The following is a 15895-nucleotide window of genomic DNA, read 5'->3' on the forward strand; positions in this document are numbered from 1 at the left end:
AATTACACCTCAGCACAGTAATATTTACCTTAAGGCAGGGTGTTGCAGGCCTATTTAATCAGCAACTGCCAGCCAGCTTGCTGCTGATATTGTACTTCCTGCTCTAACTCCGCCCGCATTAACGGATGTTGCTCCAGCCAGTTGGCTGGCATCTGTAAGGCGAGGGTTTCGGCTTTAGTGGTAATTTTAACTTCAGGCAGTACTTCGTGCCGACGGCGCATCGACAGAATAACAGCCAAGCGCAAAATACGGGTTAGCCGCACAGTCAACAGCACTGATGTCATAGTTTGGCGAGCGATAACTTCGCGGCTGATATCAGCACGGTGATTGTGCACCAGCGCCATAACCAATTGTTGTTGCGCCCGGGTAAAGCCGGGTAAATCAGAATGGTTGATAATATAAGCGCCATGATGGTGATGGTTTTTATATTCAATCAATAAGCCCAGTTCATGCAACAACGCGCCGGAGCGCAACATGCTGAGGCCTTCAAATTTGTCCAGGTCCCAGCGGTGCTGCAACTGCCCGGCCAGTTCAACCGCCATATCAGCAACCCGCTCAGCATGGCGCTGGTCAATAAAATATCGCACCATCAGGCTGGCAACGGTGCGGTTACGCACATCACTGTGCTGTAACTGCGGTAGCATGCTGTACAGCACGCCTTCGCGCAGGGCACCACCAGACAAGGTCATGCCATAGATCTGTAATTTACGGAACAGCGCCACCAGTATTGCTAAGCCTGAGGCAAAAACCTGTTTGCGTTCCTGGGCCAGGCCAATAATATTCAGCTGAGTAACAGGGCCGCAGGCCATGGTTTGCTGCATTATCTCTTCCAGTTTACCCAGGGTAATCACTTCATCTTTACCCTGCGCCACCAGAATTTCCTGTACCGCCTGCACCGTTCCCGACGCGCCAACTGCAATTTGCCAGCCTTTCGCCAGAAACTCAGCACTAATCGGTGCTATTTGCTCTGCGGCAGCCTGAATAGCCTGGTTAAAATTATCTTCACTAAGCTCGCCATCGCTGAAATAGCGTTCCAGATAGGTAACACAGCCCATATTCAGGCTGGCCAGCAGTTCAGGGGTAAAGCCCCGCCCTACCACCACTTCAGTACTGGCACCACCAATATCAATCACTAAACGGTTTGAATCACAATTTGAGGTATGAGCGACACCAAGATAAATAATCCGGGCTTCATCAGCACCGCTGATCACCTGCACCTTCTGGCCCAGGATAACTTCAGCTTCTTTCAGGAAGGTTTTTACATTTTGAGCTAGCCGTAAGGTGGCAGTACCGACTATCCGGATATTGGCAGCGGGAATATCCTGCAGCCGCTCGGCAAACAACGCCAGGCATTCCCAGCCCCGTTTCATCGCTTTGCGGCTTAATACTAAATTATCGTTTAAACCGGCAGCCAGCCGAACTTTGCGTTTTACCCGGCCTATCACCTGCACCGAGCCGCCAACCACTTTCACCATTAACATATGAAAGCTGTTAGAGCCAAGATCAATCACCGCATAAATATCACTATGCGGTGAGGTTGCGCTGGCAATGTCGCCTGTTACCAGCGGCGCAGTATTAGCGGGGCCGGCTTCGTGGGTTTCTCGGGCCATTACTGCTGCGTCCACTGTTGCCTCGGCCCGGACCACTGCGAGCCTGGCCCGGACGACGACGTACTCTTGGTTTAGGCACAGTCAAATCATCAAGCAAGGCATTAGCATCATACTGAGTTAACGCTATCGGATGTTTTATATAATCTTCAATAGCAGTTAAATTCAAAGCATAACGCTCGCAGGCAAAGCTGATGGCTTTGCCGCTTTCACCGGCCCGGCCGGTACGGCCAATCCGGTGGACGTAGTCTTCGCAATCATCAGGTAAGTCGTAGTTAAAAACATGGCTTACTTTTGGAATATGCAAGCCGCGGGCAGCAACATCAGTCGCCACCAGAATATCCAGCTTACCGGTGGTAAAATCATCCAGAATTTTCAGGCGTTTCTTCTGAATTACATCACCTGTCAGCATGCCAACCCTATGACCATCGGCTTCCAACCAGGCATACACATCTTCACAGGAGTGTTTAGTATTGGCAAACACAATAGCCTTATCTGGCCAGTCTTCTTCCATCAGCGTCAGCAACAACTTCATTTTGTGCTCATGCGCCGGATAAAACAGCTCTTCACTGATTTGGCTACCAGTCATTTCATCCGGCGCCACGTGAATATGTACCGGCTCGTTCATTTTTTCGAACGCCAGCTCCTGCACCTTATAAGATAAGGTGGCAGAGAATAATAAACTTAAGCGCTCAGTAGCCGGCGGCATCCGGTTAAACATAAAGCGAATATCTTTAATAAAGCCCAGATCAAACATCCGGTCGGCTTCATCCAGCACTACAACCTGAATTTGATCAAGGTCATACAGGCCTTGTTTTAGATAATCTATTAAGCGGCCAGTGGTGCCAATTAAAATATCTACGCCTTGTTCAAGTAACTGCCGTTGAGAATCGTAACCCTCGCCACCATATATCAAACCAAGTCGCATGTTGGTTTTTTGCGCCAGCATAACAGCATCATTGTGGATCTGAACCGCCAGTTCCCGCGTAGGAGCCATAATAATAGCGCGCGGCTGGCCAGAACCTTTAGGTTCATGGTTAAGCAAATAGTGAAAAGTTGCAGTTAAAAAAGCCAGGGTTTTACCGGTACCGGTTTGGGCCTGACCCGCTATATCTTTGCCGGCCAGCGCCAGGGGTAAACACTGGGCCTGAATTGGCGTACAATAGCTGTAACCTTGCGCTGCTAAAGCGTCAAGAACCTGTGGTGCCAATGCGAAATCGGCGAATTTATGTGAGGTTAAGTGTGTTTTATTCATACCTGCCTAGCATAACTGTTACGCTTGCAATAAGAAACAGCCACGTTTAAATTGATAACACATTTTTGCAGTGTAACTGCACAGCCTGAACGGAGAAATAGATGAGCGAACAAATTTTACAGGTTTCTGACGACAGTTTTGAAACTGATGTTTTAAAAGCCGAAGTACCAGTACTGGTCGACTTCTGGGCAGAATGGTGTGGCCCTTGTAAAATGATCGCACCTATTCTGGAAGACGTTGCTGCCGAATACCACGGCAAAGTCAGTATCGCTAAGGTAAATATTGACCAGAACCCGAATACCCCGCCAAAATTTGGTATTCGTGGTATTCCAACCTTGCTGCTATTCAAGAATGGTCAGGTTGCGGCTACCAAGGTCGGCGCCTTGTCAAAAACCCAGCTAAAAGAGTTTTTAGATAGCAATATCTGAAAATGACAAAAAAAGGCGTATTTTTGTACGCCTTTTTGCTGTTCGCTGCTGGACGTGCTAAACATCTGCTGCTATTGTGTGGCTAAGCAAATATCTTAAACCACGCTTGTCTATCGAATAAACCAACTTCCAAACCTTTATTATCGAACTGATAAGCATTTTCTGTTTTTACCAACAAGAACCCATCAAACTATGCATTTAACAGAACTGAAACTTAAACCAATTAGCGAACTGGTTGATTTGGCCGAGTCTATGGGCCAGGAAAACATGGCCCGCCTGCGCAAACAAGATATTATCTTCGCAATTTTAAAATCCCATGCTAAAAACGGTGAAGAAATTTTTGGTGCAGGTGTGTTAGAAATCCTCCAGGATGGTTTTGGTTTCTTACGTTCGTCTGACAGCTCATACTTAGCCGGCCCGGATGATATCTACGTATCGCCGAGCCAGATCCGCCGTTTCAACCTGCGCACCGGTGACAGCATTTCAGGTTTAATCCGGCCACCGAAAGAGGGTGAACGCTACTTTGCCCTGCTAAAAGTCAACGAAGTAAACTTTGGCCGGCCAGAGCAGGCCCGTAACAAAATTCTGTTTGAAAACTTAACGGCGCTGCATGCCAATTCGCGGCTGCGGATGGAACGCGGCAATGGCAGCCGGGAAGACATCACCGCCCGGGTATTGGATTTAGCCTCACCAATTGGCCGCGGCCAGCGCGGCTTAATTGTCGCCCCACCGAAAGCCGGTAAAACCATTTTGCTGCAAAACATTGCGCAGTCAATTGCCGCTAATCACCCGGAATGTGTGCTAATGGTGTTGCTGATTGACGAGCGGCCGGAAGAAGTAACCGAAATGCAGCGTCTGGTAAAAGGCGAAGTCATTGCATCTACTTTCGATGAGCCAGCCAGTCGCCACGTTCAGGTAGCTGAAATGGTGATTGAAAAAGCCAAACGGCTGGTTGAACACAAAAAAGACGTCATCATTCTGCTCGATTCCATTACCCGCTTAGCCCGCGCTTATAACACCGTGATCCCAAGCTCAGGTAAGGTACTGACCGGTGGTGTCGATGCTAACGCGCTGCACAAGCCCAAGCGGTTTTTCGGGGCGGCCCGTAATGTTGAAGAAGGCGGCAGTTTAACTATTATCGCCACCGCTTTGGTAGATACCGGTTCGAAGATGGATGAAGTGATTTACGAAGAGTTTAAAGGCACCGGTAATATGGAGCTGCATCTGTCACGGAAAATTGCTGAACGGCGCATTTTCCCAGCCATTGACTTCAACCGCTCCGGTACCCGCCGCGAAGAGTTACTGGCCTCGCCGGAAGAACTGCAAAAAATGTGGATCCTGCGCAAGATTTTACACCCGATGGACGAGAGCGACTGTATGGAATTTTTAATCGATAAATTATCGATGACCAAAACCAACGACGAATTCTTCGATGCCATGAAACGGCAAAAATCATAACTCCTAAAACCGGCCTTCGCGCCGGTTTTTTTATGGCGGTAATTTATCGCCGTAAAGCACACCCGGTTTAAAAATAACGGAAGGAAAGCGCAACATGACACCCCCTCGCATCGTGGTAATTGGCGGTGGCGCCGGCGGCCTGGAACTGGCGACCCGGCTGGGCAATAAACTGGGCCGCAAAAAGCGCGCCCATATTACCCTGGTAGATCGCAACCACACTCATATCTGGAAACCTTTACTGCACGAAGTTGCCACCGGCACTCTCGACGTTGAAATAGATCAGCTGAGCTATCGTGCTCATGCCGCCAGCCACAACTTTGACTTTCAGTTGGGGAGTTTTACCGGTTTAAACCGCGAGCAACGCACTGTTACTCTGGCTGCGATTGCCTCAGGTGATGGCGAGCAACTCCTGCCAGAACGCGAGCTGAGCTACGACTATCTGGTGCTGGCAATTGGTAGCATTTCCAATCATTTTAATACCCCCGGTGTTGCAGAACATTGCATATTTCTGGACAGCCCGGGCCAGGCACATCGTTTTCAGCGCCGCTTATTGGATGCCTATCTGAAACTGAACTCGCCAGATCACCCGAAAGACAAGCTGAACATTGCTATTGTCGGCGCAGGTGCGACCGGGGTCGAACTGGCCGCGGAGCTTTACCATGCCGCAGCAGAGCTTAACCTTTATGGCTTTGCCGATCTGCGCTCTGAACGCCTGAATATCCGTTTGGTAGAAGCCGGGCCCCGCATTTTGCCAGCCTTGCCGGAACGGATCGCCAGTGCGGCCTTAACAGAGCTGCAGAAGCTTGGGGTCGATGTGCGGGTGAATACCCGGGTTACTGCGGCTGATAACCATGGTCTGCAACTGGGTGAGGAGCATCTGGACGCCGAGCTGATGGTATGGGCAGCCGGGATTAAGGCAGCTGATTTTATGCAGGGGTTGGCGGGGCTGGAAAGTAACAGGATCAATCAATTGCTGGTGAATTCGTACTTACAAAGCAGCCGCGACGAGCGCATTTACGTTGTCGGTGACTGCGCCGCCTGCCCCTTGGCCGATGGTAAATGGGTGCCGCCGCGGGCCCAGTCCGCCCATCAGATGGCCAGCCTGGTTGCCGGGAATCTTATCGCCACCTTAAATAAGCAGCCGCTGCGCGAATTTAAGTATAAAGATCATGGCTCATTAATCTCATTAAGTCGCTTTGGGACTGTTGGCAGCTTAATGGGCAATTTAGTCGGTGGCGCCATGATGATTGAGGGCAGGATTGCCCGGCTGGCTTATATTTCGTTATACCGGATGCATCAGGTAGCACTGCATGGCTGGCTGAAAATGCTGATTATTTCACTGGTGGCCCGGATTAACCGGATTGTCAGGCCCCGGCTCAAGTTGCATTAGCGCTTTTTACAGTAGCTGCTGACTCCCCGACTAATCCGTCGAGGATACTGTCATCAGCCAGTTAATGCTGTCGCAATTAACCAGTCGCGGTTAACCAGTCACATTTAACCAATAGTATGATGGATTAATACCGGCGTATCGGACAATTGTGCTTCAATATTCAGCGCCTGCAGATATTCGTCCCGGGCAATCGCAGCAGCTTCAATGCTGGCGGCATGCACAGTAGCCAGACGATCACCCGCCTGTACCCTGCTACCGTTACTTAAAATATTGCTAAAGCCCACCGCCGGATCTATTTGCTGGCTGGGGTGAGAGCGACCACCACCCAGCCGAACTACAGCCATGCCCAGACCGACCGTATTGTGGTAATTAACATAACCGCTTTGCGGCGCAATAATATCCTGCACTACCGGCGCATTAGCTAAATATTGCTGTGGTTTTTCCAGCAAGTCGGCCGGGCCACCCAGCTCTGCTACCATCTTACTGAATATTTCAGCGGCTTTGCCTGAACTCAGGCTGTGCTCTAACGCGGCAATCGCTGCAGCTTGGTCGCTATAAAGCCCACCCAGCATTAACATATTGGCACCCAATTCCAGAGTAAGCTGATGTAGTCGCGGCTCGCGGTATTTACCTGTTAAATAATCGAGGGTTTCCACTACTTCCAGCGCATTGCCCGCGCTGCAACCTAAAATCTGATTCATATCAGTAATTAACGCCCGGGTGGCCACGCCGGCACCGGTGGCAGTATTAACAATGCTGGTTGCCAGCGCGCTGGCATCCCTGGCAGTTGCCATAATAGCGCCGTTACCCACTTTAACGTCCATTACCAGCGCATCCAGCCCCTCAGACAGCTTTTTCGATAAAATAGAGGCAGTAATCAGCGGAATAGATTCTACAGTGGCCGTGACATCGCGGATGCCGTACAAGCGGCGGTCGGCTGGTGCCAGTTCACTGCTCTGGCCAACGATAACGCAGCCCAGTTGTGGCAATAGTTGCTCAATCCGGCTTAAACTCTGAGTACAGCTGTAACCCGGAATGCTTTCCAGTTTATCAACGGTGCCGCCGGTATGGCCCAGGCCACGGCCGGCAATGCTTGGCATAAAAGCACCACAAGCAGCCACCATCGGCGCCAGCATCAGGGTTACCTTATCCCCGACGCCGCCTGTGCTGTGTTTATCTACCACCGGGCCATTCAACCTGCCCTGCCAGTTCAGTACAGTGCCGGAATCGCGCATCGCCAGAGTCAGCTCTACAATCTCGCTTACCGCCATTCCATTTAAGTAAATGGCCATCGCCAGTGCGGCAGCCTGGCTATCACTGAAGCTGTCATCGGTCAGCCCTTTTACAAACTGGCGGATGTCGGCATCACTTAACGGCTGACCATTACGTTTGGTTTTAATAATTTCCTGAGGGATTGCCATGGTTAACTGTCCTTATCAATTTTTTTACTGGCAGCCAGATAGGTGGGAGTAAAGGCATCTGGCAGCAGTTGTTGCAGGTTCCAGCTTTGTTGCTGACCTAAATGGTTGCTACTGGCAATAGGGGCATCTGGCATAAAAAATTCGGCAATTACCTGGCGGCAAATACCACAGGGCGGCGTTAATTTAGTTTGCGGCGTGTACACCAGCAACGCGCTAAATCGGCGTTCGCCGGCCACAACAGCTGCAGCAATAGCATTACGTTCGGCACAAACGGTGCCACCATAGGAGGCGTTCTCTACATTACAACCGGCATAAATTTTACCACTTTCGGCTTGCACGGCCACGCCAACCGGAAACTGACTATAGGGGGCATAAGCCTGCTCTGAGGCGGCTTTGGCGGCAGCATTAAGTGCTGCCCAGTTAATTGCTGTCACGCTGGATAAACCTGCTTAATTACGGCCGTACAGTGTTGCCGCGAAATGGCTGCAGGTCAAGTCTGTGCGTTAAGCATTTGTTAGTTAATCCAGGCTAAAGCGGTCTGCATCTAAATAAGCCGGAAAAGCCTGGCGGTATTGGGCCAGCGCGCCGCCATCCAGGCTGGCGCTCAGCACCCCAGCCTCGCCCTTGGCCAGGCTGGCCAGCAGCTGGCCCTGGTAATCGATCACCACACTATCGCCGCTATAATGAATATCGTTACCATCCTGGCCAACGCGGTTCACCGCCAATACAAAAGCCTGGTTCTCAATGGCGCGGGCCAGTAGCAGGCTATTCCAGGCATGGCGGCGTGCTGCCGGCCAGTTCGCCACGTAAATCAGCACATCGTAGTCATTCAGGTTGCGGCTGAACACCGGAAAACGCAGGTCATAACAAACCTGCAGGCAAAAACGCAGGCCACGCCAGCGCACTATTACCCGCTGTTGCCCCGCCCGATAGGCCTGATGCTCACCAGCCATCCGGAACAAGTGCCTTTTGTCGTAGTAGCTGACTGCGCCGTCCGGCGTGACAAAATACAGCCGGTTAACATAGTCGCCAGTAACTGTTTTAACCGCCATTGAGCCAGTTATCGCTGCGTTTAACGCTTTTGCCTGCTCAATTAACCAGGCTAAGCCCGGCCCGGTTTCCGTTTCGGCAATTTCTGCACTTTGCATACTAAAGCCGCTGCTGAACATTTCAGGCAACACCACTAAATCGGTCGCTGGCAACCCGGCCAGCAGCTCACTGAAATGGGCCAGATTGGCCGCGCTATCCTGCCAGTGTAAAGTAGTTTGTAACAAAATTACTTTTACAGCTGACATAATACCTCCGCGGCCTGGTTTAAGGTTGCCGGCGTTTTAGCAAAGCAAAACCGGATAAGCCGCGCCTCGGTTGGCACACAATAAAACACACTAAGCGGTATTGCTGCCACTTTGTGTTCAATAGCTAACCAGCGGCAAAATTCCACATCCGGCATATCGGTTATTGCACTGTAATCTGCCAACTGAAAATAGGTAGCCGCACTTGGTAACAACTGCAGGCGGCTGCCAGCTAAAGCACTGACAAACAGATCGCGCTTCTGCCGGTAGAACGCTGCCAGGTCGCTGACTTTTTCAGGATGCATTGCCAGCATATCGGTAATAGCATGCTGGGCCGGCGTAAAGCTGGAAAACGTAACATACTGATGTATTTTCCGAAACTCAGTACTCAATGCTGGCGGTGCAATACAATAGCCCAGCTTCCAGCCGGTAACATGGAAAGTCTTGCCAAAAGACGACACGATAAAACTGCGCTCAGCCAGTGCCGGGTAGCAATGCGCACTTAACTGCGCAGCGCCGTCAAATACCATATGCTCGTATACTTCATCGCTCAGGCAATATAAACCGTGTTGACACACCAGCTGCTGCAAGGCCTGCCAGTCGGCGTCACTAAATACCGTGGCCGTAGGGTTATGCGGGCTGTTAACAATAATCAGTTTGGTGCGCGGGCTAATCGCCGCGGCTACCTGTTGCCAGTTCACTCTGAAATCCGGTGCCGGTAAACTGAGGTGCACGGTGCTGCCACCAGCTAATTGCACCGCCGGCGCATAACTGTCGTAGGCCGGGTCGAACACTATGACTTCATCTCCCGGCTGCACCAGCGCCTGAATGGCCACAAACAAGGCCTCGGTGGCACCGGAGGTGACGGTAATGTCACTGTCGGGGCTAATATTGCGCCGGTAACAACGCTTTACCAGCTCACTGATTTGCTGACGCAACGGCAAAATGCCAGGCATTGGCGCATACTGATTAGCACCATGCTGACTATGATAACTAAGCCGCTGCAATAAATACTTATCTGGCGAAAAATCAGGGAAACCCTGGGATAAATTAATGGCTTGCTGCTCTGCGGCCAGCTGACTCATCTGGCTGAAAATACTGCTACCCAGCTTTGGTAGTTTCGAGTGTAAGGCCATATGCTCAGAAAAAATTGCCAAAAACAGCTTGAATGCTATCATCCGGCCTGTTTTGTGTATAGACATCTCAACGGTTAGCTATGCTTTAACTTTTGCAGCCAGTTTGTCATCTAAGGCTTGTATAATAAGCCTTGTATACTAACGTTATCGAACACCAGGTATTACAGACCATGACTATTCATACGCCACTTCGTGGCCTGCGCTGTTTTTGCGTAGCTGCCGAGTGTTTAAGTTTTAAAGAAACGGCCAAGCAGCTGTATTTAACGCCGTCGGCGGTCAGCCACCAGATTAAACAGCTGGAAGATAACTTAAACCTCAGCTTGTTTGAGCGGAAAACCCGCGCCATTGCTTTAACTGAAACCGGCAAACGTTTTTATCAGGAAGTGCAACCGCTGTTGGCGCAACTGGCCGACACCATAGCCCAGTTTAGCCAGGTTGAACGGGTGCAGGAAGTCAGCATTTCAATGCCGGAATTTTTTGCCAGTGAGCTTTTCGTACCTAAGCTTATTGGCTGGTCGGCACAGTATCCGAATATAAATTTAAAACTGGAAACGGTTAAATCACGCCGCGACAGCCCGAAATATACCGATTTATCCATTGTTTTATCCGGCAAAAAGCCGGACGAAAGCCAGGCCTACGATTTATTCCCAATAAGCTATGTCCCCGCCTGCAACCCTACGTTGTACGCGCAAATTCATGGCAAAAGCTACCGGGCACTGGAAAAAACCCCGCTTATTCTGCATCAGGCGCGGCCACACGCCTGGCATCAATGGGCCGAGCATGTCGGCTACCATAACTTTCAACCGAAACAAATTATCCAGCTCGACAGTATGTTCAGCGTGGCCCGCGCCGCCCAGCAGGGGCTGGGGGTAGCACTTATTCCGCTGCCTATTAGCCAGAGTTGGTTTAGCAGCGGCAGCCTGGTGCGGTTGTTTGAACAGGAGCTGTTAAGCCGCGACCGCTATTATCTGGTAAGGCATGATGACGATGCTAACCGGCCGGAAATTCAGTTGCTAATTGACTGGGTGCTAAAAAGTTTTCAGCCCAACGTCAGTTAATGCCCACTGGCCGCTCCCAGCGATTTATGACAGTTGCTGCGCGTTGAAACCGAAAGCATAGATGAATTTTTTTAACCTATCGCTGTGATTTATCTCGTTTGTCAGACCAGTTGGCACTGGCTAAAGTATCCCTGTCGCCGCAAAAACTTTCAGTTCGAAAGGCCGGTGACCCAAATTTAAACCAAGGGAGAATACGACATGAAATTCACAGCCAAAAAATTTGCTACCGCCGTGGCACTGAGTGTGCTGGCATCAAGTCCATTTCTCGCTTCAGCTGCGAGCAATGGTTACAAAATGGTGTTAATTGAAGACACCCCGGGCGTCACTACCATTCAGGCAGGCCAGTTACAGCAAGGCATCAGCGAAGTAACCAACTATCGCGGTGCTGAAGCAGACAGCTTTTCATTACAAATGAGCCTGTGCGTAGCCTACAGCCGCTTAGGCCAGCTTGACCAGGCGCAAACGGCTTGTTCCAAGGCAGTAAGCCTGGCGCAAAGCAGCCCGACATTACCAACTGATGCTAAGCGCGAAATGCGCGCCCTGGCTTACAGCAACCGCGGTGTTATGCACGTGCTGGCGAATGACAGAGTTGCCGCACTGGAAGATTTTAAACGCGCAGTATCGTTAAATACCAACGATATTAACCAGCACAACCTGGCGCGCTTAACCGCCGATATTAACGGCACTGAAATCAATCAAATTGCCTACAACAGCGCCGAATAAGCTGTTTTAAGCGAAACCTGTTTTAACTGTAAAAAGTTTTACCCCGTTTTACCCTCGTCCTTTGCCCGGTTAACTTAACCGGGCTTTTTTTTATTCAGCCGCTGGTGTTTCAGGCATATCTGCAGCAACCCGAAATTGAGCATTCAGCGGTACCACATTGTCGGATTTATTCTGCACCAGTAAATAAAGCGAGTTGGCAAAAATCGCTGACGCTGATACCGCACCATAGCTGCGGGAGTCATAACTATTGGCAGTATTGTCACCCAGCAAAAAATACTCATCATCTGCCAGAGTTAAACTACTGCGCCGATTGAAGCAGCTACGAGTGTCACTTTTTGCCAGCCCCAGCCAATTATTGGCGGCACTGTAATGCCAGCCATTAACATAAACCGTATGGTTGCAGATATCGATGACATCCCCAGGTACGCCATGCACGCGCTTGCGGTAATGCTTGCCATCAACTTTTACCCCTACCATGTCGCCGGGTTGCAGCGATAAATTAAACCACTTATTAATCGCAAGATCGCCAGGCCGGATCGTAGGCATATTTGAGGTGGAGTCTGCGATACTTACGCTATAACCAGACCAAAGGGTGAATCGCAGGCAAATAAAGCTACTCACCAACAATATGCCACTTACCAGAACAGCTGCTTTAAACCCTCTCGCCTTCCAATACCATAAACCGCAACCGACAATCAGCACTGCAGCAGAAATTAACCAGCTACCAATCCCCTGCAACGAGTCGCCCAGTTCAAACAAACGAAAAGCGGAAAACAGAAGAACAAACAGTAGAATGGTTATGAAATGCATTTTAAATAAACGGCCCCAAATTGCTGCAATACACCACTGGCGTTACCTGTCGAACACACTGTTTATAGTGCAGGATTGACACGCCATTTTTTGCATTCTGAAAACACAGTACAACTAGTACTAAGGCAACCACACTAATTCAACCAAATGCCCTTGCTCAACAATTTGTAACAATAACTGCTGCAAACTGTCTGCGGCAGGTGGCTCAGCCAAAGGGGCTATGCGCTGCCAAGGCGTGGACTGCAGTACTTCACTAAAACCAATACGATTTAGCAGCCAGCGCGACCGCTTCCTAGCCTGCAAACGCTCATCAGCAAGACTTTGATGCCAGACACGCACTTGTTGCTCGGTAGGTGCATGAGCGGCGGCTTCAGAAAGCAAGCGCGTTACTTGTGCAATCGCCTCATCCACTTTGTCCGGCCCGGTTTGCAAAGAAATATTCAGGCTAATTAACGCATTTGCTGGCCTGGAGCCTGCTATTTCGGCTGTAATGCTGTACGTTAAGCCCGACTGAGTCCGGATACGATCAAACAGTTGTTCGTTAAGCCAATACGTTAGCAAGGTACCGGAGGTATCTTGCCAGGCCTGCGGTAGCTGTGCTTTCTCCAGATAATAGCGTAGCGAAATGCTTGCATGCTTTTCTCCACTGCCAGCTAACCTTACTTGCTTTGCTTCATAAGGTTGAGGCGAAAAGCGCCCCTTGCCCTGAGGCTGTGCTTTGGGCAAGCTGGCAAAATACTTCTCAACCAATTTTAAGGCGTGTTCCGGAGTAATATCACCGACTAAAGCCAGTTGATAACCCTGATTGCCTTGTATCCATTGCTGATAAAAAGTCTGTGCCTGACGCAAACTGGTAGCCTCGATTTCTGCTGAGCTTAGCTCACGATATCGAATATCGTCCTGCCACAACGTAGCGTTCCAAGCTTGGTACCATGGAAAATGCGGGTGCTGCTTAAATTGTTCCTGTAATTGTAACGCTTGAGCCTGTTTGAACTGCCAGAGCTCTGCATCTAGTTGGTAGCTTTGCAAGCGGTGAAGCAAATCTAACAAGGCCTGATCGATATGTTCTAGCGGCGCGGCCTGATAAAAGCTGCGCTCTTCAAGATCAATATAAAAGCTATGTGTGATATCCAGAGCCTGCCGCCACTGCTGTAGCTCTGTGCTATTAAGGCCTGCCTGACCACCATCACTGATAACTTCACTGGCTAAGCGCGCTACCGCTACCTGCTCATCCGGCAACTGATTAGTGCCATTTTTGGCGGTCAAGCGAAGATAAACACGTCCGGGCATGTCATCGCTGTGACGATAATAAGCTGTGATACCGTTGGCTAATTGCCATTCTATGATGCCCTCAGGCTGTTTTTTCTCAGAAACGATTCCTGACGAGGGCGGCAAGTCTTGCCATTGCGGCTGCTTACTGTGCAGCACGGGTGCATGTGGACGTTGCTGCGCCATTAGCCGGTACTCAGTTAATTGCTCGGCGGTCGGTGCAGCAGTACCATGCGGATAAAATACCACCGTAATATGTCGACCCGATGTTACCTGCGCCAACGCCTGGATAGCTTCTTCTGGTGTGATTGCCTGCAACAACGCCTGGCGGCGCTGTTGATGACTACGCTGATTGACAATGGGAGCTTGATACAGCCAAAAATCTCTGGCTAAACCGGCTAAACGGCCAGGGCTATCCTGCAGGTTTTGCAACCAGGAGTGCCAACCTGAGAGCTGCGTTTGCCACTCATCGGCACTAATCCCTAATGCCAGTAAGCGTTGTAATTCATATTCGAGGTGGTTGTAAGCCAAAGCAAAATCAGGCTCGGTCAGCATCAGTGTCATATTCAGGGCGCGTACCCCTGCACTTTGGCGATTACGCTGCACGTTTGCGCCAGCCACAATGCCATTACTACTTAGCTGTTTATTGGCTAATCGGTTACGTAACACACCCAATGCAAACTCCAACGCTATTGTCTGCCGCTCATTTGCCTCTGAGTATTCTGGGTTGGGATAAAACCACAGCATATTTAGCGCTGCGATAGGCGTATAAGGGTCGCTCAGTATCGTAAAATCGGGTATCGCTGAAGGCTTAATATCGTAATGTGCCGGCAACAAACGCTCTGATACAATATCTGTCCGCACAAAGTACCGCTCAATCTGCTGCAATGTCTGCTCTGGTTCAATATCACCACTTACCACAACCAGCATATTTTCAGGGTGATACCATTGCTGGTAAAACTCACGAAGCTTCTCCACTGTGGTGGCTTCAATACTTGGCCGGTCGCCTAAAACCGGAAAGCGCTCTTGTTGTCTGGAGCCATTTAATAGTACTTTCAGCAAGCGTGGCTGCACACGTTCCTGATCCTGCTGTTGCAGTCGCCATTCTTCAACAATTACTGCTATTTCTTCTGCCACTGCTGCATCTGAAAATTCGATGTCATAAGCCCACTGCGCCAAAATATCCAGAGAGGCATCGAGCTGGTTACGGTTCAAATCATTCAGATCCATCCAGTAGGCAGTATGATCAAAAGTAGTATAGGCATTACTATGCCGCCCAAGCTGAATGCCCAGCTCGCGCATTCGCTGCTGTATTTGTTGCTCGGGATAAGCTTTGGTTCCACGAAATGCCATATGCTCAACAAAGTGGGCTAAACCTCGTTGTTCACCTTTTTCTTGCAGCGCACCAGCACCTACCACCAGCTTAACTCTGGCTTTATTCGCATGTTGGCTGTTCACCTCAGGCAAAATAATAATTTCCGGTCGTTGCGCCGTTGCCGCATAACGAAATACCGTTTTAGGATCGTAAAGCTCTGGCTCAAAAACAGCTTGAGTAAAGCGTGTAGCAAAGGCCCAAATCAGCAATACACTGAGTATTGCTGCCAAAATAGCGCGCGATAATTTGCCAGAGGTTAGTGAAACTGGTGCAGTTAACTTATGCATTCTATGCCTTTTTTAATCATCATTTATTCTTTTTTAAATACATTATCCGGATGCTGGCTTCGGCACAGAAAATTTCGCTTTATAGGCTTTAGTTACATCCCGCAGCTGGCCTTTATGCAGCTGCATAATGCGCTCGGCATTAACAATTGTTTGTGGCCGATGGGCGATAATAATCCGGGTCATATTCAACTGTTTAATGGCCTGGTTTACCTGAGGGATCCCCACGAATTTGACCATAGTATCAGCTCTTTTCCATTTTGATTACTGCCCAGTCTGATTCAGCTGCCCAGAGCATGATTTGCCTTATTGCAGACTGGATCTGCTCAATGCTCAGCCCTAACTTTGCTACCTTGCATAGCCGCCTACCCAGGTAGTTAAACGACAAT

Annotated in this window: 14 protein-coding genes; 5 read left to right on the forward strand and 9 right to left on the reverse strand. The window is 49.9% G+C overall.

The window, feature by feature from the left end; translation table 11 throughout:
- Positions 1–50 precede the first annotated feature (50 nt).
- Both gppA and rhlB read right to left on the reverse strand, forming a co-directional pair.
- Entirely contained in the window at positions 51–1610 is a 1560-nt protein-coding gene (gppA, locus tag H141_RS0114030; RefSeq protein ID WP_019676915.1) for a guanosine-5'-triphosphate,3'-diphosphate diphosphatase, read from the reverse strand.
- A complete protein-coding gene (gene rhlB, locus H141_RS0114035; protein ID WP_019676916.1) occupies positions 1576–2862 on the reverse strand; it encodes an ATP-dependent RNA helicase RhlB in 1287 nt (428 codons plus the stop codon). The genes gppA and rhlB overlap by 35 nt, the downstream gene beginning before the upstream one ends.
- 101 nt (positions 2863–2963) lie before the next feature.
- On the opposite strand from rhlB, the gene trxA reads away from it, so the two are divergent.
- The 3 genes from trxA (at position 2964) to H141_RS0114050 (ending at position 6138) form a co-directional block, all read left to right on the forward strand.
- Positions 2964–3290: a thioredoxin TrxA gene (gene trxA / locus H141_RS0114040; RefSeq protein WP_019676917.1), complete on the forward strand. Its 327-nt coding sequence runs from the start codon at positions 2964–2966 to the stop codon at positions 3288–3290.
- 192 nt (positions 3291–3482) lie between these two features.
- A complete protein-coding gene (gene rho, locus H141_RS0114045) occupies positions 3483–4748 on the forward strand; it encodes a transcription termination factor Rho (RefSeq protein ID WP_019676918.1) in 1266 nt (421 codons plus the stop codon).
- Between the two features lie 94 nt (positions 4749–4842).
- Complete coding sequence (locus H141_RS0114050) at positions 4843–6138, forward strand: NAD(P)/FAD-dependent oxidoreductase (RefSeq protein WP_019676919.1); 1296 nt, start codon at positions 4843–4845, stop codon at positions 6136–6138.
- A 104-nt stretch (positions 6139–6242) separates the two neighbouring features.
- Here the strand turns inward: H141_RS0114050 and deoA are convergent, their stop codons facing one another.
- The 4 genes from deoA to H141_RS0114070 all read right to left on the reverse strand — a co-directional run bounded on the left by deoA (position 6243) and on the right by H141_RS0114070 (position 10029).
- Positions 6243–7559, reverse strand: coding sequence for a thymidine phosphorylase (gene deoA / locus H141_RS0114055; RefSeq protein WP_019676920.1), 1317 nt, complete (start codon positions 7557–7559; stop codon positions 6243–6245).
- A gap of 2 nt (positions 7560–7561) precedes the next feature.
- Positions 7562–7993: a cytidine deaminase gene (locus H141_RS0114060; protein ID WP_019676921.1), complete on the reverse strand. Its 432-nt coding sequence runs from the start codon at positions 7991–7993 to the stop codon at positions 7562–7564.
- 84 nt (positions 7994–8077) lie between these two features.
- Entirely contained in the window at positions 8078–8854 is a 777-nt protein-coding gene (locus H141_RS0114065; RefSeq protein WP_019676922.1) for an amidohydrolase, read from the reverse strand.
- Positions 8842–10029 (reverse strand): methionine aminotransferase, encoded by a 1188-nt coding sequence (locus H141_RS0114070; protein WP_051090414.1) that lies wholly within the window; start codon positions 10027–10029, stop codon positions 8842–8844. The genes H141_RS0114065 and H141_RS0114070 overlap by 13 nt, the downstream gene beginning before the upstream one ends.
- Before the next feature lie 128 nt (positions 10030–10157).
- Here H141_RS0114070 and H141_RS0114075 point away from each other — a divergent pair, with 128 nt between their 5' ends.
- Positions 10158–11045: a LysR substrate-binding domain-containing protein gene (locus H141_RS0114075; protein WP_019676924.1), complete on the forward strand. Its 888-nt coding sequence runs from the start codon at positions 10158–10160 to the stop codon at positions 11043–11045.
- 198 nt (positions 11046–11243) lie between these two features.
- A complete protein-coding gene (locus tag H141_RS0114080; RefSeq protein WP_019676925.1) occupies positions 11244–11768 on the forward strand; it encodes a tetratricopeptide repeat protein in 525 nt (174 codons plus the stop codon).
- A 90-nt stretch (positions 11769–11858) separates the two neighbouring features.
- Here the strand turns inward: H141_RS0114080 and lepB are convergent, their stop codons facing one another.
- The 3 genes from lepB to H141_RS0114095 all read right to left on the reverse strand — a co-directional run bounded on the left by lepB (position 11859) and on the right by H141_RS0114095 (position 15746).
- On the reverse strand, positions 11859–12578 hold the full coding sequence (lepB, locus tag H141_RS0114085; protein ID WP_019676926.1) for a signal peptidase I: 720 nt from the start codon (positions 12576–12578) through the stop codon (positions 11859–11861).
- A 120-nt stretch (positions 12579–12698) separates the two neighbouring features.
- On the reverse strand, positions 12699–15509 hold the full coding sequence (locus H141_RS0114090) for a M16 family metallopeptidase (protein ID WP_019676927.1): 2811 nt from the start codon (positions 15507–15509) through the stop codon (positions 12699–12701).
- A gap of 42 nt (positions 15510–15551) precedes the next feature.
- Entirely contained in the window at positions 15552–15746 is a 195-nt protein-coding gene (locus H141_RS0114095; RefSeq protein WP_019676928.1) for a P-loop NTPase family protein, read from the reverse strand.
- Positions 15747–15895: the final 149 nt, after the last annotated feature.

The sequence above is a fragment of the Arsukibacterium perlucidum DSM 18276 genome (assembly GCF_000382165.1).
GTDB classification, from domain to species: domain Bacteria; phylum Pseudomonadota; class Gammaproteobacteria; order Enterobacterales; family Alteromonadaceae; genus Alishewanella; species Alishewanella perlucidum.